The organism is Paracoccus sp. 22332 (assembly GCF_052045125.1).
GTDB classification, from domain to species: Bacteria; Pseudomonadota; Alphaproteobacteria; order Rhodobacterales; family Rhodobacteraceae; genus Paracoccus; species Paracoccus haematequi_A.
This window is the reverse complement of the sequence record NZ_JBQEOI010000036.1, coordinates 7,635-27,715: the sequence shown is the minus strand read 5'-3', so window position 1 is coordinate 27,715 and position 20,081 is coordinate 7,635. Positions and strand designations below refer to the sequence as shown.

The following is a 20,081-nucleotide window of genomic DNA, read 5'->3' as shown; positions in this document are numbered from 1 at the left end:
GTAAGCGCGACGACGAGGCCCTATGCAGCGAGGCTTGACGCTTGGTCGTAGCACCAGGGCATGAGGTCCTCGATGCGGGATCTGGGGTGTCCGTCGAGGATGGCCCGGAGGGTATCGGCGAGGTAGTCGACGGGGTTCACGCCGGACAGCTTGCAGGTGGCAACCAGCGAGGCGAGCATGGCCCAGTTCTCGGCGCCGATTTCGTTCCCGGCGAAGAGGGCGTTCTTCCGGGTCAGCGCGATCGGACGGATCTGGTTTTCGACCGGGTTGGTGTCCAGCTCGAGGGTGCCATCGTCGATAAAGCGGATCAGGCCGGGCCAGTGCGCGAGGGTGTAGCGGATATCCTCGGCCAGCAGGGACTTCCGCGGGATGCGCGAGAGCTGGGTCTCCAGCCAGGGCTTGAGCGCGGAGATGATCGGGGCGGATTGCTCGCGTCGGATGGCCATGCGGACGGCCGGGTCCTTGCCGCGCACGGTCTTTTCGATCTGATACAGCAATGCGATCTGGCGCAGCATCTCCTCGGCGATGGGCGAGCCGTCGCTCTCGACGCGTTTGACGAAGCGGCGGCGGACGTGGGTCCAGCAATAGACCAGCTGCCACGGCCCCTCATCGCGCGTGATCTCGGTCAGCGCATTGTAGGATTGGTAGGCGTCGCATTGCAGGAACCGGCCGCGGTATCCGGCCAGGAACCTAAGCGGATGTTCCCGTCCCCGACCGGGAGCGTAGTGGAACAGCACGAGGGGCGGGCCGGCACCGCCATGCCCGCGATCGTCGGATACGACGGCCCAGAAGTAGCCGCTCTTGGTGGCCTTCCGGCCCGGCTCCAGAACAGGCGCGCGGGTCTCGTCGACGAAGATCCGGTCGGCGACGCGCAGGTGGACCTTCATGTGGTCGATCACGGGCATCAGGTGGAAGCAGGCGCGGCCGACCCAATTGCCGAATGTGCCGCGGTCGAGGTGGAGCCCCTGCCGCTCGAAGATCCCCGCCTGGCGGTAAAACGGAAGGTGGTCGCCGAACTTCGAGATGATGATCCATGCGATCAGCCGCTCGGTGGGCAGGCCGCCCGGCACGACGTGCTCGGGCGCATGAGCCTGCACTACGGCCTGCGAGCAGCGGCGACAGGCATATCTGGGGCGCCGCGTCACAAGAACCTGGAACTGCGCCGGGATCACGTCGAGCCGCTCGGAGACATCCTCCCCGATCCGGGCCATCTCACCACAACCGCAGGGGCAAAGGGTGCTGGCCGGCTCGATCACGCGCTCGACCCGGGGCAGATGCGCCGGCAGATGCCCACGGTTGCGCGCGGGCTTGCGAGGTTCTTCCCCTCGCGCCCGGGAAAGCGCGGCTTCAGCCTTCTCCTGCGCGGCCTCAAGCACGCCCTGGGCCAGTTCGGCGTCCTCGAGCGGCAAATTGAACTGGTCGGGTGACAACTTCTCGGAACTCTTGCCAAAGCGCTCGCGCTGCGAGGTGCGCAGGATACCCTCCAGCCGGCGGTTTGCCTCCTGTACCTCCGCGAGCGCTGCCTCGACCTCCGCGAGGCGGGCCTTCAGATGAGCGTTCTCGCGGCTGAGAGTGTCGGCATCCATGCCTGAAGTGAATCACGCTGATGCCGTTCTGGCCAGTAAAAACGGGGCCTCCAGTGCGTCGGATGCACTTACCCTGCAACCAGCGGGCGGCGCACCCGCTCGGGTCTTACCAGTCTCCAGTCCAACCCCTCGAACAGCGCCGCCAGCTGCGCCGAGGACAGGCGCATCACCCCATCCCGCACCTGCGGCCAGACGAACTTGCCGCCCTCGAGGCGCTTGTGAACGAGCACCATCCCGGTCTGGTCCCAGACCAGAATCTTGATACGATCTGCCCGCTTCGCCCGGAAGACGAAGACCGCCCCGCAGAACGGGTCGAGCCCGAACATCTCCTGCACCGCCAGCGCCAGCCCGTCGATGCCCTTGCGGAAGTCCACCGGCCGCGTCGCCACGTAGACCTTCACCGGCCCGCCCTGGCCGAGCATCACCATGCCGCCGCCCGCGCCGCTCGGATCGACCGCGTAAGCAGAACCTCATCGGTATCTGCGCCGACGCGGATCACGACATCACCCACAACAATCTCCACGCCGGTGCTGGCCTCCGTCTCTGCCGGCATCTCCGCTGCGGCGCCCTCGACGACCAGTTCTGCAAACATCGGCAGTGCCGCCACGCTCTCGGGCACGACAAGCTGTCCGTCCCGTAGCTTCTTCCGCCAGTCATAAACCTGCCAGCGCGTCGTCCCGTGCCGCCGCGCGACTTCGGTCACCGAAGTTCCCGGCACCAAGCTTTCCGCCGCAATCCGCGCCCGCTCCGCCTTCGTGCGTCGCTGACGCCCGGTCGGCCCCTCCATCACTTCCAGCCGCGAAACCCCACCATCCGAGAAGCCGTCCAAATGGCCGCCCATTTTGCCGTCTCGTTCCAAGCCAACACCTCCGACGTTCATGCGCACGGAGATTGGCCCGTTCAGATCACCAGCGGCAGGAGGGGATCAGCGTCGCGCTTACCTTCCAGGCCACCCAGCGCAGGGGCCAGTGTTCAGCGCTTCCCGCATAACCCTCGAATACAAGGAGAAAATCCGGCCGCAGCCGGATGGGGAGAACGCTTTCGCGAGGGCAAGTGGCGGGCCGCGACCGATAGCGATGAGCACTACGTTTTCGCCATAGCCCTCCATGCCCCTCTTCCTTGAGTAATCGAGACCATACAGCCCAACAGCCGTCAGTCGATATTGATACCTTCTGCACGCGCTTTCTCGATGGTTTCCAACAGCACGGCGCATTGTTTTTCTGTTGGAATTTTCATCGGCATCTGCATGGCGACGTTCAATATGCCGATCTCCTTTGGCGTCAGCAGACGCTTGGCAGCAAGCGTTTCATGGACAACGATCCATCTGGCCGCCGGGATCGCGAAGACCTTCGTCTGCGCCTCAATGCCGTTATCCACCTTTTGGGTATTCCGGGCAGCCCGCTTTTCAGACAGATGATCGTCGCGGGACAGACATTCGCCGTCGAACTCATCCGGCAGAAGGTCGGCAAACTCGTCCATATTTTCCAGCATCCGCGTCCAGCAGGCCTCACGCTTGGCCCATTCCGAAATGTTCGAAATACCCTGCATCGGGCGCAGGAGATCATCGTTCACACGGGAAGCCACAACCGCGATGGTGCTTTCAAGGACAGGACTTATCGCCTGCGCATTCCAGACCCGCTGAAAATCGAGACTCTTTTCCTGCCGCCTTGTCAGTTCGCTGAGAACGGCCAGCGTATAGGCGACGATGTTGGCGCGATAACCGTTGTTGTACCACGGCTGCGCTGACACAATCCGTTCAGTAGCACGGAATATGATCCCTCGCGCAACGGCGCGTTTGAAGTACGCTTCGTTGAAGCTGTCCGACGACTTGTCCCATTCCTTACCGATTCGGGCGGCGTAACGGGCGAAGTTCTTTTCGGCTCCAAGGTTCACGTATCGCGGATGGTCATCCCAGACGTTTTCGAACTTCGCAAGATCCGTCTTGGTCAGCATCTGCGGCTTCGGATTTTCCGCCTTGAACCGCTTCTGCTCGGCAGGGGTGAGTTTGGCCTGCGCATCTGCATACTGACCACGGGCGCGTTCATAAAACCATTTGGTTTCCCGCTGCGCACCTTTGCCCGCAGGCGCCCATAGGCGCCGGGAAAACTCCTCCGTACGGATATGGTACGCATGGTTTGAGAAGAAATCCGCAGCCTGAACCCGGTTCTGGGTATTGGCGTACTCGGAAATACGCGGAACGACCTTCTCGCTCTCCTCGTTATCAATTACGGACAGCTTCATCTGCACGAATATCTGCGTGAGGTCGGCTTTGTCCTTCCTGCGGGTGTGGAACAGCGACGCGGTGGTCTGACCGCCATTCACAATCTGAAGGTCGGTTATCTTGGTGATCTGGAGGCCGTCGCTAGTCCGCTTGGTTTCGACCCCTTGGGCCGTGGCTGTGATGCCGTTGTTGTAGGCGAAGAACATACCCGGCTCGGTCATGATGGTCGTGCGGATACCTTGGTTGACCTTCGCTCTGGCCTGAAGAAACGTGCGGACGTTCTGCTCCAGCAGCCTCGCGCCGAACTTCTCGTATATTGTCGAAAGGATCGGTCCCGGCATGACGACGAGATAGGACTGATAGGCATCTGTCCCCAGATGGGCTGGAAGGCAGGGTATGCCGGTTCCGAACATAGCCTCGAAGTCCAGGTCCAGCGCCTCTTTGTGGCTGCGGGAACTGCGCTGGCGGTGAAGGCGGGAGATATCCCAGATGTGAAAGCTCGTTGCGATACCGGCTGTCTCGGCATCCGCCAGCGCCTGAATCCGGTCGCTCAATGTGCGCTCGGAAACGAGAATAAGATTGAGATGCCGGATCAGCGATTTCCTGTCCGCGATTTGCCTTGCGAGGCCATATTCCGGCGACGTGATTTCCAGATCAGCCGCCAGATTCTTCCGCAGACTGGCGTCGAAGAAATTGACCACACGCTTGAACACGGCATCAACATCGGTGCGGGTAAGTGATGCCAACTCGGTACGGCTGTCGAAATCCGCGACGAAAAGGTTCAGACCGCCTTCGTCGTTGAACCAGTATCCGTCCACACGCATACCGCGCTGCGCCCGATAGTGCGCGAACTCGAAGCCTTCCGTGAACCCCGTCTCTGTCAGCTCGCGGGACACGACATCCATGAACTCGGCCAGCAGGAAGCTGCCGTTCGCCTCGGCCCCGGCCAACAAATCCTGGCGGAAATCATGGAAGAACTCTTCGGCGGTCGTTTCCAATCAGGGCCTCCGAAACATATCGGCTTCATCGCAGGAGAACGGCGCTATCGCCTCCAGCATGACGTCGTAGGAAACCTTGGTGATGCCGGGTGGAAGCTCCGAGCGGATCAGGCGGGGAAACCCATCGGTCACGCGGTATCCCTGAAGGCCGCCGACAATGAAGCGTGGAGCATCGTATTCCGCGAGCGGCACGTACCCCATGCCTGCGAGTTTGTCGGCGAACTGCTCGATGGCATCGGCATCCGCAAGCTCACTGTCGATCAGCCCGACAATGCCGTTCAGTGACAATGCCTGGCCAGCATCGGGTTGACTGCTCAGGCGCTGGGTCAGGAGAAACAGCTCGTCAGCAAGTGATTCCAATTGATCCTCGGACGAAATGCGGACGGTGCTGCGCTCCCGACCGGAAAGCGACTTCACCTCGATGGCCCGGTTGCCGAAAATGAAATCCTGATGGGAATCGTCAGGACCGCACCACGCGTCGACGGCAGCGACCTGCGGCAGCGTGTCCTGATAGAGAAGGCGCAGGACGTGCAGTTCGCCGAACAGACCGCGAACCTCTTCGGGCGAGAGCAGGCGGGCATTGCGTCCGGCAAGAAACGCCTTCCAGCGCCGCAGATGGGCAAGTGCGACGGCCAGTGCCGTCGCCGGGTCCGCGACATCCCTGAGGCTGCCGATGAGGGTTTCACACAGGCCAAGAAACAGATCGCTGTCGATATGACGGGCAAGCGTGAGAACGAACCGCTGCTGTCCGGCACGATCGCCGTTGCGAAGATCAACGCCGATACCATGCAGGAAAACCACGTCACGGCGGAACTGTGCGGTGTGATCGCCGTCCAGCTCGATAATCAACAGGCACTGCGCTCCGGCGTCACGGCCCCAGAAGATGGCAACACCCGTCGTTCCCGCGACGCGGAGAACACTGAGATCAGCCGCCGGTGTCGGAATGGCGTCCCACGGCACGGACCTACTCATCGTCATAGTCCTCGTCGGCGTCCGGATCGTCGTCCATCGAGCCGTACATCTCCTCCATCCAGACCTTGTTGGCGATCACCTCGATCTCGAAGTCAGCTCCGTACAGGCCGTCAGGGAAGCTCAGCCCCCATGCGGGAACCCTGTAACCGGCGAATGCAGGATTCTCGGTCGGCTCCAGAACATGGATCATCAACAGCGGCTTTTTACGGACCATGCGATAATGAACGTCAGAGGGCTTTTTCTTTTTGGACTTGGCATCCTCGGACGCCAGCTTCTCCGCGGCGGAAATCTGATCGTCAGTCAGGCCAAGCTTCTCGTCGCCGCGACTGGCGACGCGGTATCCTGAAACCTGCCATTTATCAGGCGTGGCATCGTTTTCAGCCGTCCGGTCCTGTGCGCCAAGGCGATATGCTGCCGGGTCGCCAGGCCCTTTCGAGATAAGCAGAACATCGGCTTTGGAGAATTTCGGCGCAATCTTGAGCAGGTACTCAACCGCGTCGGCCTTCCGCTTTCTCGCGGATTTGTGCGCCTTGAACCGCAACAGGAATTCATCGACTTTCCCGACATCAACGTCAGGAATGAACCACCCCTTTTCGGTCGGCTCCACTGTGCCGCCAAACTCGTCGCGCCAGTATTCCGCGATCAGCTCCTCGTTCTCCTGATTGACCTTGGGATCGAGAGGAAGCAGCCAGCTCTCCTGAAGTGTGCCGGTCAGATTCTGATTCAGAATGACCTTTTCACCGCTGCGCATCTTGTTGGCGGCAGTCACCATCAGGCTATCAGGGTGCGACTTCACATAGAGGCCGAAATCCCTTGGACTCATGTCGGCCTGACGCATCCGCGTGATCTGCTGACGCAGTTCCTCGGATGCCAGTGCAATGTGCTTATACCAGTTGATCGAGTCGTTCGGCAGCCATACCCGGCATATATCCTCATAGCCCGGTCGATAGCCGAACCAGCGCCCCATCTGCATCAGCGTGTCGTACATCTTGGTATTGCGGTACATGTAGCTGATTGTCAGACCTTCAATCGTCAGGCCGCGTGACAGACTGAGACCGCCGATTGCGATGGCGGTCAGGCCGGTGCCATCCTTCTCGTACTTCGCGAAATCGAGAACCTCGTCGCTCTTGCTGTTGACCACATAGGTGCGCAGGTTTTCGAAAACTCCCCAGAGGGCCGCTTTCACCTCATCCCAGGAGTAATTTTTCCCGCCAAATTCGTTGGCGGCGAACTCGGCATCATACGCGGTGCGCAGACGTGCCATGTGTTCGTTTTTCGATGATGCGGCTTCCGGCATCATGTAATTGGCTTTCACGGCTTCCCGCATCCGGTCGAGGCGCAGTCCGATGAAGCTCCTTACTTCCTTCTGAACGGATACGAAGCGGGACACATTGATAAGCATGGAGCAGTGTTTCCGCTCCTGACCTCTGAGGTTGCGGATGGCTCGCGCCACGATGAACTGATCCAGCGCATGATAGAGGCTGGGCGGCAGGTCCGCGACCGGGAAGCCGTTTTTATGGATGAACGGCAGGTATTCCTCGCAGTCCTCGATCTGCCGAAGGATCGCACTACTGCTCTCATCGTTTAGGAAAACCTTGTCCGGCCCAAAATATGTGGTCGGCGCATCCAACGAGTGAATGAAATCGCTCGGGAACAGCTCTTCGTAGGCATCCTTGTCGAAAGCTTCGGGGTCGATGAATATGTTGGCGAACGGCGTGGCCGTATATCCGACGTAGCAGTTCTTGGTGAACAACCGCAGAATCTTCCTTATCCACGCATTGGTGGCGGTCGGATTGATATCCGGCTTGTTGGTGTTGATCGATGCGTTGTCAGCCTCATCGTCGATGACCAGCATAGGGACATCGGCAATGCGGTCGCGTCCTTTCGCGTTCAGTTCCCGCAACCAGATGTGCAGAGCTTCGAGCGTCTTCACATTCTTCTTGATGACAAGAATGACAGGATTCTTGAAATCGTTCAGTTGCGCGCCGCTGACATTCGCGGTCTGCTTGTTGAAATCGGAGTTTATGTTCGTGAGCGTGACAGGGTTCGGGTAACTCCTGTCCAGCCCTACACCGATGTTCACGCGATTTTCCGGGTCGCTGGAGCGTCCGACAAATCCCTCATCGACACGCTGCTGCGTCTGCTTGCGCAGATTGTTGTGAATGCCTGCAATAACGATGATGAACTTGTATCCAGCATCCGCTGCCTTAGCGATCACGCCCATGTAGTTGGCAGTCTTGCCGGACTGGACATGGCCGATGACCAGACCACGGCGTTTCCATTCGCCTTCGCTGGTCGGGTCCTGGAGCAGGCCGAGAATTTTTGAACCGTCAGCATTGAGGAGGGTGTTGACGACGGTCGGTTTCCAGCCCTGACCGCGAAGGTAGCCACCGTAGGCATCCGCATAGGTGGTGCCAATCTCGCGCTTGTGAATCCAGTCCTCGTCGTGGGCGGCATCGACATCGATCAGTGAAACGCCCGCATTCATGCGCGATGGTATTGCAGTCTCGGCTTCAGTGATGATGTTCTGAAGATCGCCAGAGTAACCGAGCAGCGGCGCGAGGAGGGTGGCTTTGGCCGCGATCTCGTCGCGTGACGGCAGACCGTCCTGATCGTCGAACGCGCCAATCAATGCAGCCAGAACAACCTTTTCCTTATCGCCCTGCGTACTCAAGCGAATCCCCCCTGAATGTAATTCTCAACAATCTCACCGTGATCGTCAAAGAGTCGCGTCGATCTGACAATATCCCTGAATGCATCCGCATTCCCCGGCCCGTCACCCCACAGAGCGCGTCTGAGGTCGTCAAGACGGTCCTTCACGTCATCGACCTGCGGCATCTGGCTCACGTCGCGGGGATGCGTCGAATAATCCGAGTAGATCATCTCGACTGGCAGCGATGCTGAAACAGCTTCCAGCAGAAGGTCGAGGTGACGCACCCCTTCGCCGTCCAGTTTCTCGTGCAGGCGCTGTGCCAGCGGATGCGTCCTGTTCAGGGCATACCGGATGCCGGTCTTGTCGGCATATCGCTCCCACAGCGGCGCAGTGATTTCATGGAAGAGTTTCTGACCACGCCCCCGGTGAACGGTCGTGCTTGCACCTGAGACCTGCGCGATAATCTGCCGGAGCCGTTCCCTTACTGGCAGCGGCGGACGGGATCGCGACTTCTTGATATCGATGGTCCACGCTTCATCGAGGCTGTTCGGAAAGTCGATCTGAACGCGGGCCAGCTTGGTCGCTTCCCCCTTCGGTATCAGCCGGAACCAGTCACCCCACGCCATCAGCCTGCCGTTGCGGTAGATGTAGGCTCCCTGATTGGAGATGAAGTCGCTGCGATTCTGATAGAAATCGTATTCGGGGGCCGTAAGGTTCGAGTGGTGCGGCAGGATGTACGGTTGCAGATGCACCGCTGCCGATCCGATCCGCACAATCTCTTCCGGCAGATGCCTAGTATGAGTATTTTTGCGGCAGAAGGGATCAAAGGCTTCGACCAGATGTCCGTTCACCGTGATCGCAATGCGGCCCCGCCCCCGGATTTCACCGGCCAGAAAACGGTGGAAGACGAGCGCTAGATGCTTCTCCAGAACATCCAGCTTCTCATTCACGATCTCATCCCGGCGGTTGCCGGTTTCATCCTCCAGCAGGCGATCCATTTCCCGCCAGATGACGGCAGTGCCGTGTGCGCCAAGGTGGTCCACATAGGGTAGAGCTGCGATATCTTCTTCGTCGAGAATGCTGAGAATCCAGTCATCCGCCTGGTCGATAACGTCAAGGTTCCATTCAGCCCCTGACAGGCTGCCATCCTTTGCGCTCACGACGGTGAGGGAGCGGCATTGAGAGAAAGAGGCGGTCTTGAGACCGAGACCGAACCGGCCCAGGTCTCTAGGAGACCGTTCCATGCGCGGGTTTGCGGCCCCGTGCCGCATGGCCGCCAGAAGCTCGGCTGCGTCCATGCCACGCCCATTATCAAGGATGACGAGGACGGGCTGCGGAACTGATGGTTCGCAGAAGATATCGATCTTCGACGCATCGGCGGAGATGCTGTTGTCGATAAGGTCTGCAACCGCAGCTTCAAGCGAATAGCCCAGATCGCGCATTGAGGCAGAGAGGCAGGCCGCACTTGGCGGAAGCGGGATATTTCGCGCCATCAGCTCGCCTCACGGATATCATAGGAAAGTTTTTCCACCACGCCGGGTGCATCGTTTTTCAGCTCACATTCCCATACTGTGAAGACAGTCCATCCCGCCGCCGTAAGGGCGGCCTGGTTGCGCTCATCCCTGCCTACATTGGAAGCGAATTTCGACTTCCAGAACTCAGTTCTGGTCGAAGGCATCGTGGCGTTACGACACCCTTCATGGCGATGCCAGAAGCATCCGTGGACGAAAATCGCCGCGCGGTATTTCGGCAGGACGATATCAGGTTTGCCGGGAAGCTCCTTCGCGTGAAGCCTGAACCTGAAACCTGCACGATGCAGCAGCGAACGAAGCCGCAATTCCGGGCCGGTGTCTCGTCCCTTTATCCGGGACATGTTCCAGCTTCGCCGTTCGCGCGTGATCGTATCTGCCATCAACGGTCTTCTCGGATGGAATCGAGCACCTGCGCCACGATTTCCGCAATCTGCTTTGCAAGCTGCGGCGGGACGGCGTTTCCGACCTGATGGTACTGGGCTGTGCGTGGCCCGGCGAAAAAGTAATTGTCGGGGAATGTCTGAAGACGTGCCGCCTCCCGCACGGTGAGGCTGCGGCACTGCGCGGGATCGTAATGGATGAAATAGTGTCCATCCTTTGAGATGTGGGACGTGATGGTGGTGGAGACGTGATCCGCCAGTTGCACCCGGAAGCGATCCGAAAACATCTTGCCAGAGCGGCCAAGCTCGACATTCCTGTGCTCCGGCAGCAGACTCTCGGGAAAATCCGCCAGCTTGGGGCTGCGTCCTGTCTTCTGCGCAAAGGTGGCGGCGTAGAGATACCGCCTAAGATCAGAGGCCATATGGCTGCGCGCTTCGTGCGCGGTCAGCACCGAAAGCCGCTCGTCGTATAGGCTGCGCAACACGTCATGCGCGGGCCTACGCATAGGATAGCGCGCGGACGAGACTGCGCGGGGAGATTTCACCTCGATCAGATTATGGAAATCGAGAGCACGGGCGACCTCGCCTGCGTAGGTCGCGCCATTCAACTGGCGGCGGACATTCATGCTCGATATGGCCCGCAATTCACTCAGCCAGGCTGTCGCACTGTCCTTCTCCTTGGATAGACCGCTACGTATGGATGGAAGCGATCCTATCGTCTCCTGCACGGTCGGAGCCGCCATCTTCTTCAGCACTCCGGGGCGGACGTTCAGGTCACTGCGGATGCCGACAATGAACATGCGATGCCGAGCCTGAGGGATGCCGTATTCTTCGGCGCGCACGACAAATAGGCGAGGGTCCACTTCCTCGTTCGCCATATCCTCTTCGGCCAGTGAATACAGCCTGTATGTCAGGTCGCTCGGAGCGTCAGGAATAGCGGTATTCGGACGGGAAAGATCACGTACAATCCGCGCGATTGCCGATTTGCCTTCTATGGTCGCAGAAAGCAGACCCTTTACATTCTCCATCACGAACACAGGCGGGCGGTGGTCGGCAATGATCCTGAGATATTCGAGGTAGAGCGTGTGGCGCTCGTCCTTCTCAAAGTCAGATCGGCCCATCATCCTGGAGCGCCCGACAAGCGAATAAGCTTGACAGGGAGGACCTCCGACAAGCGCCCATCGACGGCTTCCACCGATCCGCTCCCGAATAATCTCCTGCACCTGCCCATGAGACTCTGAGCCGAGCGAAATCTGTAGAGCGGACGATGCCGCATGACGATGCGCGGCTGGATAGCGCCGGTAAAGCTGGTCGCGTGAAATATCTCCGGCGAGAAACGCATAATAGTCATCAGGCACTTCGCCTTCCGCGAACTGCCTGATGAAGTGCCGCAGGAGAAGGGTCTGATGTGAAAACTCGTCCCGCTCAATAGATACGACGCTGGTGAAACGAGAGCACCCTTTCTCGTCAACGCTAGAAGCGAAACCTTCCCCTAGACCCCCTGGCCCTGCAAACAGATCGACTACTTTGTAAGCCGGAAACCGCTGTTGGGCCTGCCCCCTGTGCTCACGCCCACGTACCAACATTTCTTCTCTCGTTCGCCCCCCGGCATACATACTCACTTCAGCCTTCTTCCGGCCTTTGACGTTCGGAAATCTGCCTGCCTCTAGTGCGGGCGCTGGAAAGCTTCTCGAACTCCTCGACGCTCATGACGACCACAACTGGCCGACCATGCTTCTCCACCTGAACTGGCTCTGCTCTGGCTTGATCCAACAACAGGCCGAAGCTGTTTTTGGCATCTTTTGCAGACATGGTTTTCATGTGATCAGCCCCGCAGCGGATAAGCTATTTTAGCTATTTCATCTGCGCTCGCAACGTCATTATTGCACTGCATGGTGAAGCGGTTTCGCCTATATCACCGTCGAGAAATTATGGCGCGGACATACCGCATTTGCGCGGCTCCGCCGCGCGATGGCGGGCAGCGCCGCGATATGTTGGTCTCCGCGCCGCCCGCCATCGATCACGCCCCATCCTGAAGTGTGCGTGGGGAGGTGGTCGGTGCATCTGTCGCGTGCTCCATCTCGAACAGGCCCTTTCCCTTTTCGGACCAGAGCGCCAATGCCCTCTCGCGTTCCTCGCCTTTGAGCTTGTCAGCCATCCAGATGAGCGCCCCGAGGATGGTAGCGCGGTCGTCGCCGGTCAGGTCCACGATGCCCGCCTTGACGACGAGGCCGCCGAGTTCGATCAGGTGTCGCGTGCGCTTGCGGCGCTCGATCTGCCAGCTACGCATGTCATGCCGCGCCCGTCGCGCCTGATGCCGGTTGCGCGCTGCCCGATTGCGATGCAGCGCCGCCAGCGTCGCGGTCAGGTGTCGGCGAAGATCGCCGCGCCCGTCCCTGAAAGAACGCGGCCCCGCGCTTGGCCCAAGCCTCCCGCTTTCCGGCATCGGTGGTTTCCGCCAGCACGATCAGCGCACCGACCAGTTCGTCGGCGGAAAGCGCGTCGGCTCCGGTGGCGATCACCAGTTCGCCTAACTGCTGAACCTTTCGCGTCTTGAGTTCTCGCGCTTTGTCTTCGAGCGCCTTCAGTTCGGCGTCATAGTCTTTCGGTTTGCGCATGTGCCTTTCCTTTCCGGTCGCAAATCGTCGATGCGGAGAGGATAGTTTCGCGAGGCGCGGAATGCAGTAATGTCACCGGGACGGTCTGACACGGCGCGAACAGTCCCGAGAAATTCATTTCGAGGGCGCGCTTATACGTCGTTCCGACGTGCGCTCAGAGGTGTAGATGGTTGATCGCGATGGCGATCTATCATCTTCACGTCAAGGTCATAGGCCGCAAGGCCGGGAGCAGCGCGGTGGCGTCCGCCGCCTACCGTTCCGGCTCGCGGCTGCGCGACGAGCGGCTCGACCGCAGCCACGATTTCTCCGCCAAGCGCGGTGTCGTCCATTCCGAAATCATGCTGCCGGAAGGAGCGCCGGAGCATCTCGGCGACCGCGAACGGCTTTGGAACGAGGTCGAAGCCGTCGAGATGCGCAAGGACGCCCAGCTTGCGCGCGAGGTGGAATTCTCTCTCCCGCGCGAACTGACGCAGGCGCAAGGCATAGAACTCGCCCGCGACTTCGCGCAGGCGGAATTCGTCGATCAGGGCATGATCGCCGATGTGAACGTGCATTGGGATATCGGCGAGGACGGGATGCCGAAACCCCATGCCCATGTCATGCTCACCATGCGGTCGGTTGACGAGAACGGTTTCGGCCAGAAGGTGCGGGACTGGAACCGCACGGAGATGGTGGAACGGTGGCGTGAGCGATGGGCCGCGTTGGCCAATGAACGGCTTGCCGAACTCGACATCGACGCCCGCATCGACCATCGCCGCCTTGAGGCGCAAGGCATCCCGCTCGAACCGCAGAGTCAAATCGGCGCGCCCGCGCAGAGGATCGAGGGCGAAGGGATCGAGGCGGCCGACCGCGCGGAGATGCACCGCGAGATCGCCCGCAATAACGGCGCGCGCATCATCGCCGATCCTTCCTTTGCGCTGGACGCGATCACGCAGCAGCAATCGACGTTCACGCGCCGCGATATGGCGATGTTCGCGCATCGGCACAGCGACGGCATCGACCAGTTCAACGAAGTCATGGGCGCGATGCGCGGTTCGCCCGATCTGGTCGAACTCGGCAAGGACGGACGCGGCGAGGACCGCTTCACCATCCGCGACATGATCGAGGCGGAACAGCGCCTGCACCGCTCGGCGGAATTGATGGCGGGGCGCGAACGTCATGCTGTCGGTGATGCGGATCGCGACATGGCCTTGGCCCGTGCCGAAACGCGCGGCCTTGTCCTTTCCGGCGAGCAGGCCCACGCGCTTTCGCATGTCACGGACGGACGCGATCTTGGCGTCGTCGTCGGCTATGCCGGGACGGGCAAGAGCGCGATGCTCGGCGTAGCGCGCGAGGCTTGGGAAGCGGCGGGCTATGAGGTTCGCGGCGTTGTACTGTCCGGCATCGCCGCCGAGAATCTGGAAAGCGGATCGGGCATTGCGTCCCGTACCATCGCCAGCATGGAACATGGCTGGGAACAGGGCCGCGACATGCTCACCAGCCGCGATGTGCTGGTCATCGACGAGGCGGGCATGGTTGGCACGCGGCAGTTGGAGCGGGTGCTGTCACACGCCGCCGAAGCGGGCGCGAAAGTCGTGCTGGTCGGCGATCCGCAGCAGTTGCAATCCATCGAAGCGGGCGCGGCGTTCCGGTCGATCCATGAGCGTCACGGCGGCGCGGAGATCGGCGAGGTGCGCCGCCAGCGCGAGGACTGGCAGCGGGACGCCACGCGCGATCTGGCGACCGGCAAAACGGGCAACGCGATCCATGCCTATGACCGGCATGGCATGGTACATATTGCCGAAACACGCGAGCAGGCGCGTGGCGACCTGATCGAGCGCTGGGATCGCGAGCGGCAGGCCAATCCCGACGCCACCCGCATCATCCTCACCCACACCAATGACGAGGTGCGGGCGCTCAACGAGGCAGCGCGCCAGAAGATGCGGGACGCTGGTAATCTCGGCGACGAGGTGCGCGTCACGGTCGAGCGCGGTGAACGCCACTTCGCCGCCGGGGATCGCGTCATGTTCCTGCAAAACGAGCGCGGCCTTGGTGTGAAGAACGGCACGCTCGGCACCATCGAGCAAGTCAGCGAGAAATCCCTGACCGTGCGTGCCGACGATGGCCGTTCCGTCGCCTTCGACCTCAAGGACTACAACAAGATCGACCACGGCTATGCCGCCACGATCCACAAAGCGCAGGGCATGACGGTGGATCGCACCCACGTCCTGGCGACGCCGGGCATGGACGCCCATGGCAGCTATGTCGCGCTGTCCCGTCACCGCGACGGCACGGACCTGCATTATGGCCGCGATGACTTCGCCGATCAGAACCGGCTTGTCCGCAGCCTGTCGCGTGACCGGGCGAAGGATATGGCGACGGATTACGATCCGGCGCAGGCTTACGCCGAACGGCGCGGCATCACCTTCCGCGAGCGTGTTGTGGAGATCGTCAGGAAGATCGTGCCGGAGAAGGTGCGCGGCATGTTCGACGGCCTGCGCCTGCCAGCCGACGCCGCGCCCGGCGACAACGCCGTGCCGTCGCCACAGCGGGCAGCGCCGGAAAAGACCGTGGCGGCAGACCCGGAGGTCGCCTTGCGCAAGGCGCGCGCCGGCGCGCTGGTTCGCCATGCCCGCGCGTCCAATGCCATCATCGAAACCAAGCAGCAGGGGCTTGCACCTTCCGCCGAGCAGCGGCGCGAACTCGGTGAGGCACGGCGAGCATTCGATGAAGTACGGCCCCACGGCTGGCAGGACGCGGAAGCCGCCTACAGCAAGGACAACGGCCTCGCCCGTGAGGCGGGTGGTGGCCGGATCGGCCGCGCTATCCGCGCCCTCCAGCTCGAAACCGAAATCCGCACTGGGCGGAATGCTGATCCGGGGATCACGCCCAGCGCCCGCGCCGACCGCTTCGTGGAGCGCTGGCAGAACCTTAGCCAGAACAGCCAGCGCCAATATGCGGCGGGCGACTATTCCGGCTACAAGGCCGCGCGCTCACAGATGGGCGACATGGCGAACAGCCTGCAACGCGACCCGCAGCTAGAATCGCTCCTCGCCGGTCGCAGGAAGGACCTCGGCATCGGCGGTGACTTCGATACAGGCATGGGCATCGGCAAGGACCTCGCCCTCAGTCATGGCCTTGGCCTGGGCCGGGGGATCGGGCTGTAGGTCAGCGGCATCAGAAGCGTTGATTTGATGTCGGCGGGATAGCTGAAAGTCCGAGCTTATCGTCACCTTTGCACGGGAGGCAGATCGTCCCAACGGATGCGCAGGAACCGGCCAGTTCGCTTCGGCAAAAGTTTGCGGTCGATCATCCGCCCGGCGACCTGAAATTCCTCGTTGATCTTGACCACGAGCAGTTTGCTGAAATGCCGCGCCGTATCCACCACAACCACGTCTTTCGTCTTGAACGGGGTAATGGTCTTGATCTCGACGTGATCGTTCCCGAGCCTGCCGTCAGAACCCTGCGCATAGGTCTTGTTCAACTCGATGCCGTAGGTGATTGCGCCAAATAGCTCGCCGATGTCGCCATAGACGGAGAGGTGCAGCCCGGTTTCGAGGTGATAGCTCTCGGCAAGGGAAATCAAATCTTCAAAGTAGGGAATGATCGAGCGTTTCGCGTTCGGGTATTTCGCGCCCCACTCTTTGTAGCGCAGTTGCTCATCGATTTCGGACCATGTCACCCATTCTCCATCGTCGTAGAACGCGCGGTCTGCCCAGTCGATTTCCTCCAATTTCGTGCGTCCTTCATGCTTGCCTGTAGAGTTTCGGATTCTATGTCCATCCTATTTACCGCCGTTTCTTCGCCGTAGCACGACGACAGCTAAAACTCTATTGCACAAAGGCAATTCCTTCTTCTGTCTGGCTCAATCGCAATCAGAAACAGCCAGCAGGAGGCAGCGTCGCCATGCGTCAACCAGACCGTATCGTCCGCCTGAAAACCGTTCTCGCCCGCACCGGGCTTTCGCAGTCCACCATCTATCGCAAGATCGCCGAGGGCACGTTCCCGCCGCAACTCAAAATCAGCGCCAACGGCACAGGCTGGCACGAATCCGAGATCAACCGCTGGATCGCCAATCCCGCCGGGTGGAGGAAACGCAGTGAGTTCGATTTCGATGGCATCCTCTGATCGCGCCGATGATGACGGCACAGGCAGCGCACGCCGTTCCCGGCGTGTCAGGCCGCCCACGGCATCGGAGCAGCTTGAGGAGCTTTTGGGCTATTCGTGGCCGTTTCCCGGCAGGCCACCTAAGCATGACCTGTCCACATGGACCGTCACTGACGACTGGCCCGATCCCGTTCCTGTCACGGAAGCCGAGATCGAGGTGTTCGAGCGATGGTTCGGCGACCTGTTCGATGAACTCTTTGGCTCATCCGATCCTTGATAAATCCGGCAATATGCCGTATATAATCGAGGGAAGGAGATCAGCCATGCCCAGACCCGCCAGTGAAGTCGAAACCGCCCGCCTTGAGGCGCGCGTTCCTGTCAATGTCTATGAGCAGATGCAGCGCGCCGCACGGCTGCGCGGCATGACGCTCACCGGCTACCTCATCGCAACGGCGGGCGAGGATGCCCGCCGCACGGTCGAGGAAGCCGACGTGCTGCGTCTGGCTGCCGAGGATCAGATACGCTTTGCCAAAGCCCTGATCGATCCGCCCGCGCCCAACGCCCGTCTCGCCCGCGCCGCGAAGCGTCATGCTGAACTGATCGCGCCCCGGTGAGCGCGAGGTTTGCGATAGAGGCGCTTGCCAAAGCCCACCAGCGCAAGGCGTTCTCGTGTGGCAATGAGCGGATAGACCGCTATTTCCATGAGGCAGTCACGCAGGACATCAAACGTCGATACGCAACCTGCTTCGTTGCCCGCGACCTTGAGACCGACCGGATAGCGGGCTTCTACACGCTCTCATCGAGCAACGTGCCGCTCATGGCTGTGCCGGAACCGCTGGCGAGCCGGTTGCCGCGCTACCCGACCGTTCCGGCGGTGCTTATCGGCTGGCTTGGCCGCGATCAGTCCTATGCGGGGCTTGGACTCGGCGAAGCCCTGTTGTTCGACGCTATCAGGACAGTCGCCGAAGCGCCGATAGGCGCTCATGCCATCTTCGCCGATGCCATCGACGAACAGGCCGCAGCCTTCTACGCGGCCGTCGGGTTCACCGCGCTGATTGATCGGCCCAATACTTTGTATCTGCCTGTTGCGACGGCACAGCGCCTTTTGTCGGGAGAAACGTCGTGACATCTTCACGCGATGCCGAAAGTCAGTCTCGGGTGATGCAGCGCGCCGCCCTTTATCTGCGCGTCTCGACGGCGCGGCAGGCCGAGCATGACGTTTCCATTCCCGACCAGAAGCGGCAGGGCGAAGCCTATTGCGAGGCGCGCGGCCTGCAACTGGTCGAGACCTTCGTGGAGCCGGGCGCATCGGCCACCAACGACCGCCGCCCCGAGTTCCAGCGCATGATCGAAGCGGGCATATCGAAGCCCGCACCCTTCGATGTTGTCGTGGTCCACTCGTTCAGCCGCTTCTTCCGTGATCACTTCGAGCTTGAGTTCTATGTGCGCAAGCTGGCGAAGAACGGCGTGAAGCTGGTTTCGATCACGCAGGAAATGGGCGATGACCCCATGCACGTTATGATGCGGCAGATCATGGCGCTGTTCGATGAATACCAGTCGAAGGAAAACGCCAAGCACGTCATCCGCGCCTTGAAGGAGAATGCCCGGCAAGGCTTCTGGAACGGTTCCCTTCCTCCCATCGGCTATCGAACCATCGCCGCCGAGCAGCGCGGCGCGAAGACCAAGAAGAAGCTGGAAATCGATCCACTGCACGCCGATACGGTGCGGCTGATCTACCGGCTGGCCCTGCATGGCGACGGCACCACCGGCCAGATGGGCGTGAAGAACATCGTCAGCTACCTGAACCGCAACCGCATCTTCACCCGCGACGGCGGGCGTTGGGGCATCGGCCAGGTTCACCGCATCCTCACCCGCCGCACCTATATGGGCGAGCACGAGTTCAACAAGCGGACCAAGACCAAGGAATTGAAGCCGGTCAGTGAAATCGTGATGGTCCCCGTCCCGCCGATCATCGACCGTGACACGTTCGACACCGTGCAGAAGCTGCTTAAGGCCCGCAATCCCAAGGTCACGCCTGCCGCCGTCATCAGCGGCCCCACCATGCTGACCGGCCTGATCCATTGCGCCAAGTGCGGCGGGGCTATGACCATCCGCACAGGCAAGGGCGGGCGCTATCGCTATTACACCTGCTCGATCAAAGCCCGGCAGGGACCGACCGCCTGCGAGGGCATGGCGGTGCCGATGGACAAGCTGGACGATCTGGTCGCCAGCCATCTTGAAAACCAGCTTCTCCGGCCCGAGCGGCTGGAAACCATCCTTGCCGCCGTTCTCGACCGGCGGGAAGAATATGCCGAGCGCCGCCGCGAGCATATCGCCGAACTCAATAAGCGCACCACCGAATCGGAATTGCGGCTCAAGCGCCTCTATGACGCCATCGAGGCAGGCATTGCCGACCTGGACGACCCGGCGCTGAAAGACCGCATCGACGGCCTCAAGGCGATCCGCGATCAGGCCAAGGCCGACGCCGACCGGGCGCAGGCCATGCTCCAGAACTCAGGCCAGAAGGCCGTCACGCCGCAGATGCTGCGCACGTTCGCCAAGAATGCCCGCCAGAGCATCCGGCTTGAAGGAGGAGGCTATCGCCGCGACCATCTGCGCGCGCTGGCTCAGCGCGTCGAGGTCAATACCGGCGAAGTCAGGATCATGGGATCGAAATCCCGGTTGCTTCAGGCGCTGGTGTCGGGCGGTGGCGTAAACGCAGTGCCCACTCAGGGACTGAAGTGGCGGAGCAGGTGGGATTCGAACCCACGGAACCTTCTCAGGTTCGGCCGCTTTCAAGGCGGCAGCGATAAACCGCTCTGCCACTGCTCCAATATGCTTTCTACCTAACAGTCCTTTGAGGATTTTCCAAGTCCCTGAGAGAAATCTCATCATAGTTGCGTTTTTCCCGGAATTGGGGCAGCGATTTCGCCTGACGTTGCCCCCTGCGGCTAATCCAGTTTGACGTAGACTCTGGCCCAACCGAGAGGACCAGAGATGAAGCGCAGCAGGTTCACCGAAGATCAGATCATCGG

General features: G+C 60.9%; 18 protein-coding genes, 1 tRNA gene and 1 pseudogene. 6 read left to right on the top strand and 14 right to left on the bottom strand.

Features of this window, described 5'->3' with window-relative positions; translation table 11 throughout:
- Positions 1–20 precede the first annotated feature (20 nt).
- The 12 genes from tnpC to ACTJI6_RS19640 all read right to left on the bottom strand — a co-directional run bounded on the left by tnpC (position 21) and on the right by ACTJI6_RS19640 (position 12,960).
- A complete protein-coding gene (gene tnpC / locus ACTJI6_RS19695; RefSeq protein WP_080622378.1) occupies positions 21–1,586 on the bottom strand; it encodes an IS66 family transposase in 1,566 nt (521 codons plus the stop codon).
- Positions 1,587–1,654: 68 nt separating this feature from the next.
- A complete protein-coding gene (gene tnpB / locus ACTJI6_RS19690) occupies positions 1,655–2,014 on the bottom strand; it encodes an IS66 family insertion sequence element accessory protein TnpB (protein WP_214273084.1) in 360 nt (119 codons plus the stop codon).
- Positions 2,008–2,427, bottom strand: coding sequence for an IS66-like element accessory protein TnpA (gene tnpA, locus ACTJI6_RS19685; RefSeq protein WP_440798008.1), 420 nt, complete (start codon positions 2,425–2,427; stop codon positions 2,008–2,010). The genes tnpB and tnpA overlap by 7 nt, the downstream gene beginning before the upstream one ends.
- 311 nt (positions 2,428–2,738) lie before the next feature.
- The gene (locus ACTJI6_RS19680; RefSeq protein WP_440803104.1) at positions 2,739–4,805 is read right to left on the bottom strand and encodes an AIPR family protein; all 2,067 of its coding nucleotides are present in this window, start codon (positions 4,803–4,805) and stop codon (positions 2,739–2,741) included.
- Entirely contained in the window at positions 4,806–5,777 is a 972-nt protein-coding gene (locus ACTJI6_RS19675) for a PD-(D/E)XK motif protein (protein WP_440803102.1), read from the bottom strand.
- The gene (locus tag ACTJI6_RS19670) at positions 5,770–8,451 is read right to left on the bottom strand and encodes a Z1 domain-containing protein (protein WP_440803101.1); all 2,682 of its coding nucleotides are present in this window, start codon (positions 8,449–8,451) and stop codon (positions 5,770–5,772) included. Before ACTJI6_RS19670 ends, ACTJI6_RS19675 begins: the two co-directional genes overlap by 8 nt.
- Positions 8,448–9,923 (bottom strand): ATP-binding protein, encoded by a 1,476-nt coding sequence (locus ACTJI6_RS19665; RefSeq protein ID WP_440803100.1) that lies wholly within the window; start codon positions 9,921–9,923, stop codon positions 8,448–8,450. Before ACTJI6_RS19665 ends, ACTJI6_RS19670 begins: the two co-directional genes overlap by 4 nt.
- Positions 9,923–10,342, bottom strand: coding sequence for a very short patch repair endonuclease (locus tag ACTJI6_RS19660; RefSeq protein WP_440803097.1), 420 nt, complete (start codon positions 10,340–10,342; stop codon positions 9,923–9,925). Before ACTJI6_RS19660 ends, ACTJI6_RS19665 begins: the two co-directional genes overlap by 1 nt.
- Positions 10,342–11,700: a DNA cytosine methyltransferase gene (locus ACTJI6_RS19655; protein ID WP_440803095.1), complete on the bottom strand. Its 1,359-nt coding sequence runs from the start codon at positions 11,698–11,700 to the stop codon at positions 10,342–10,344. The genes ACTJI6_RS19660 and ACTJI6_RS19655 overlap by 1 nt, the downstream gene beginning before the upstream one ends.
- A gap of 265 nt (positions 11,701–11,965) precedes the next feature.
- Entirely contained in the window at positions 11,966–12,163 is a 198-nt protein-coding gene (locus ACTJI6_RS19650; RefSeq protein WP_440803094.1) for a type II toxin-antitoxin system prevent-host-death family antitoxin, read from the bottom strand.
- Positions 12,164–12,362: 199 nt separating this feature from the next.
- Positions 12,363–12,632, bottom strand: a complete 270-nt coding sequence (locus tag ACTJI6_RS19645; protein WP_440803093.1) for a conjugal transfer protein TraD — start codon at positions 12,630–12,632, stop codon at positions 12,363–12,365.
- 1 nt (position 12,633) lies between these two features.
- Complete coding sequence (locus tag ACTJI6_RS19640) at positions 12,634–12,960, bottom strand: conjugal transfer protein TraD (RefSeq protein WP_440803092.1); 327 nt, start codon at positions 12,958–12,960, stop codon at positions 12,634–12,636.
- 179 nt (positions 12,961–13,139) lie between these two features.
- Here ACTJI6_RS19640 and traA point away from each other — a divergent pair, with 179 nt between their 5' ends.
- Positions 13,140–16,106 carry a Ti-type conjugative transfer relaxase TraA gene (gene traA, locus ACTJI6_RS19635; protein WP_440803090.1) on the top strand — a complete coding sequence of 989 codons (2,967 nt, stop codon included), beginning with the start codon at positions 13,140–13,142 and terminating at the stop codon, positions 16,104–16,106.
- Positions 16,107–16,168: 62 nt separating this feature from the next.
- Here traA and ACTJI6_RS19630 read toward each other — a convergent pair whose 3' ends face one another.
- A complete protein-coding gene (locus ACTJI6_RS19630; RefSeq protein ID WP_440803089.1) occupies positions 16,169–16,672 on the bottom strand; it encodes a hypothetical protein in 504 nt (167 codons plus the stop codon).
- Positions 16,673–16,845: 173 nt separating this feature from the next.
- Here ACTJI6_RS19630 and ACTJI6_RS19625 point away from each other — a divergent pair, with 173 nt between their 5' ends.
- The 5 genes and pseudogenes from ACTJI6_RS19625 to ACTJI6_RS19605 all read left to right on the top strand — a co-directional run.
- A complete protein-coding gene (locus tag ACTJI6_RS19625) occupies positions 16,846–17,067 on the top strand; it encodes a helix-turn-helix transcriptional regulator (RefSeq protein ID WP_440803087.1) in 222 nt (73 codons plus the stop codon).
- Entirely contained in the window at positions 17,039–17,323 is a 285-nt protein-coding gene (locus ACTJI6_RS19620; protein ID WP_440803085.1) for a hypothetical protein, read from the top strand. Before ACTJI6_RS19625 ends, ACTJI6_RS19620 begins: the two co-directional genes overlap by 29 nt.
- A gap of 46 nt (positions 17,324–17,369) precedes the next feature.
- On the top strand, positions 17,370–17,660 hold the full coding sequence (locus ACTJI6_RS19615; RefSeq protein WP_440803083.1) for a DUF1778 domain-containing protein: 291 nt from the start codon (positions 17,370–17,372) through the stop codon (positions 17,658–17,660).
- Positions 17,657–18,172: a GNAT family N-acetyltransferase gene (locus tag ACTJI6_RS19610; RefSeq protein WP_440803081.1), complete on the top strand. Its 516-nt coding sequence runs from the start codon at positions 17,657–17,659 to the stop codon at positions 18,170–18,172. Before ACTJI6_RS19615 ends, ACTJI6_RS19610 begins: the two co-directional genes overlap by 4 nt.
- Before the next feature lie 35 nt (positions 18,173–18,207).
- Positions 18,208–19,224: pseudogene (locus ACTJI6_RS19605) on the top strand (recombinase family protein); the annotation flags it as partial.
- Positions 19,225–19,788: 564 nt separating this feature from the next.
- Here the strand turns inward: ACTJI6_RS19605 and ACTJI6_RS19600 are convergent.
- Positions 19,789–19,878: transfer RNA gene (locus ACTJI6_RS19600), tRNA-Ser, on the bottom strand.
- Positions 19,879–20,081: the final 203 nt, after the last annotated feature.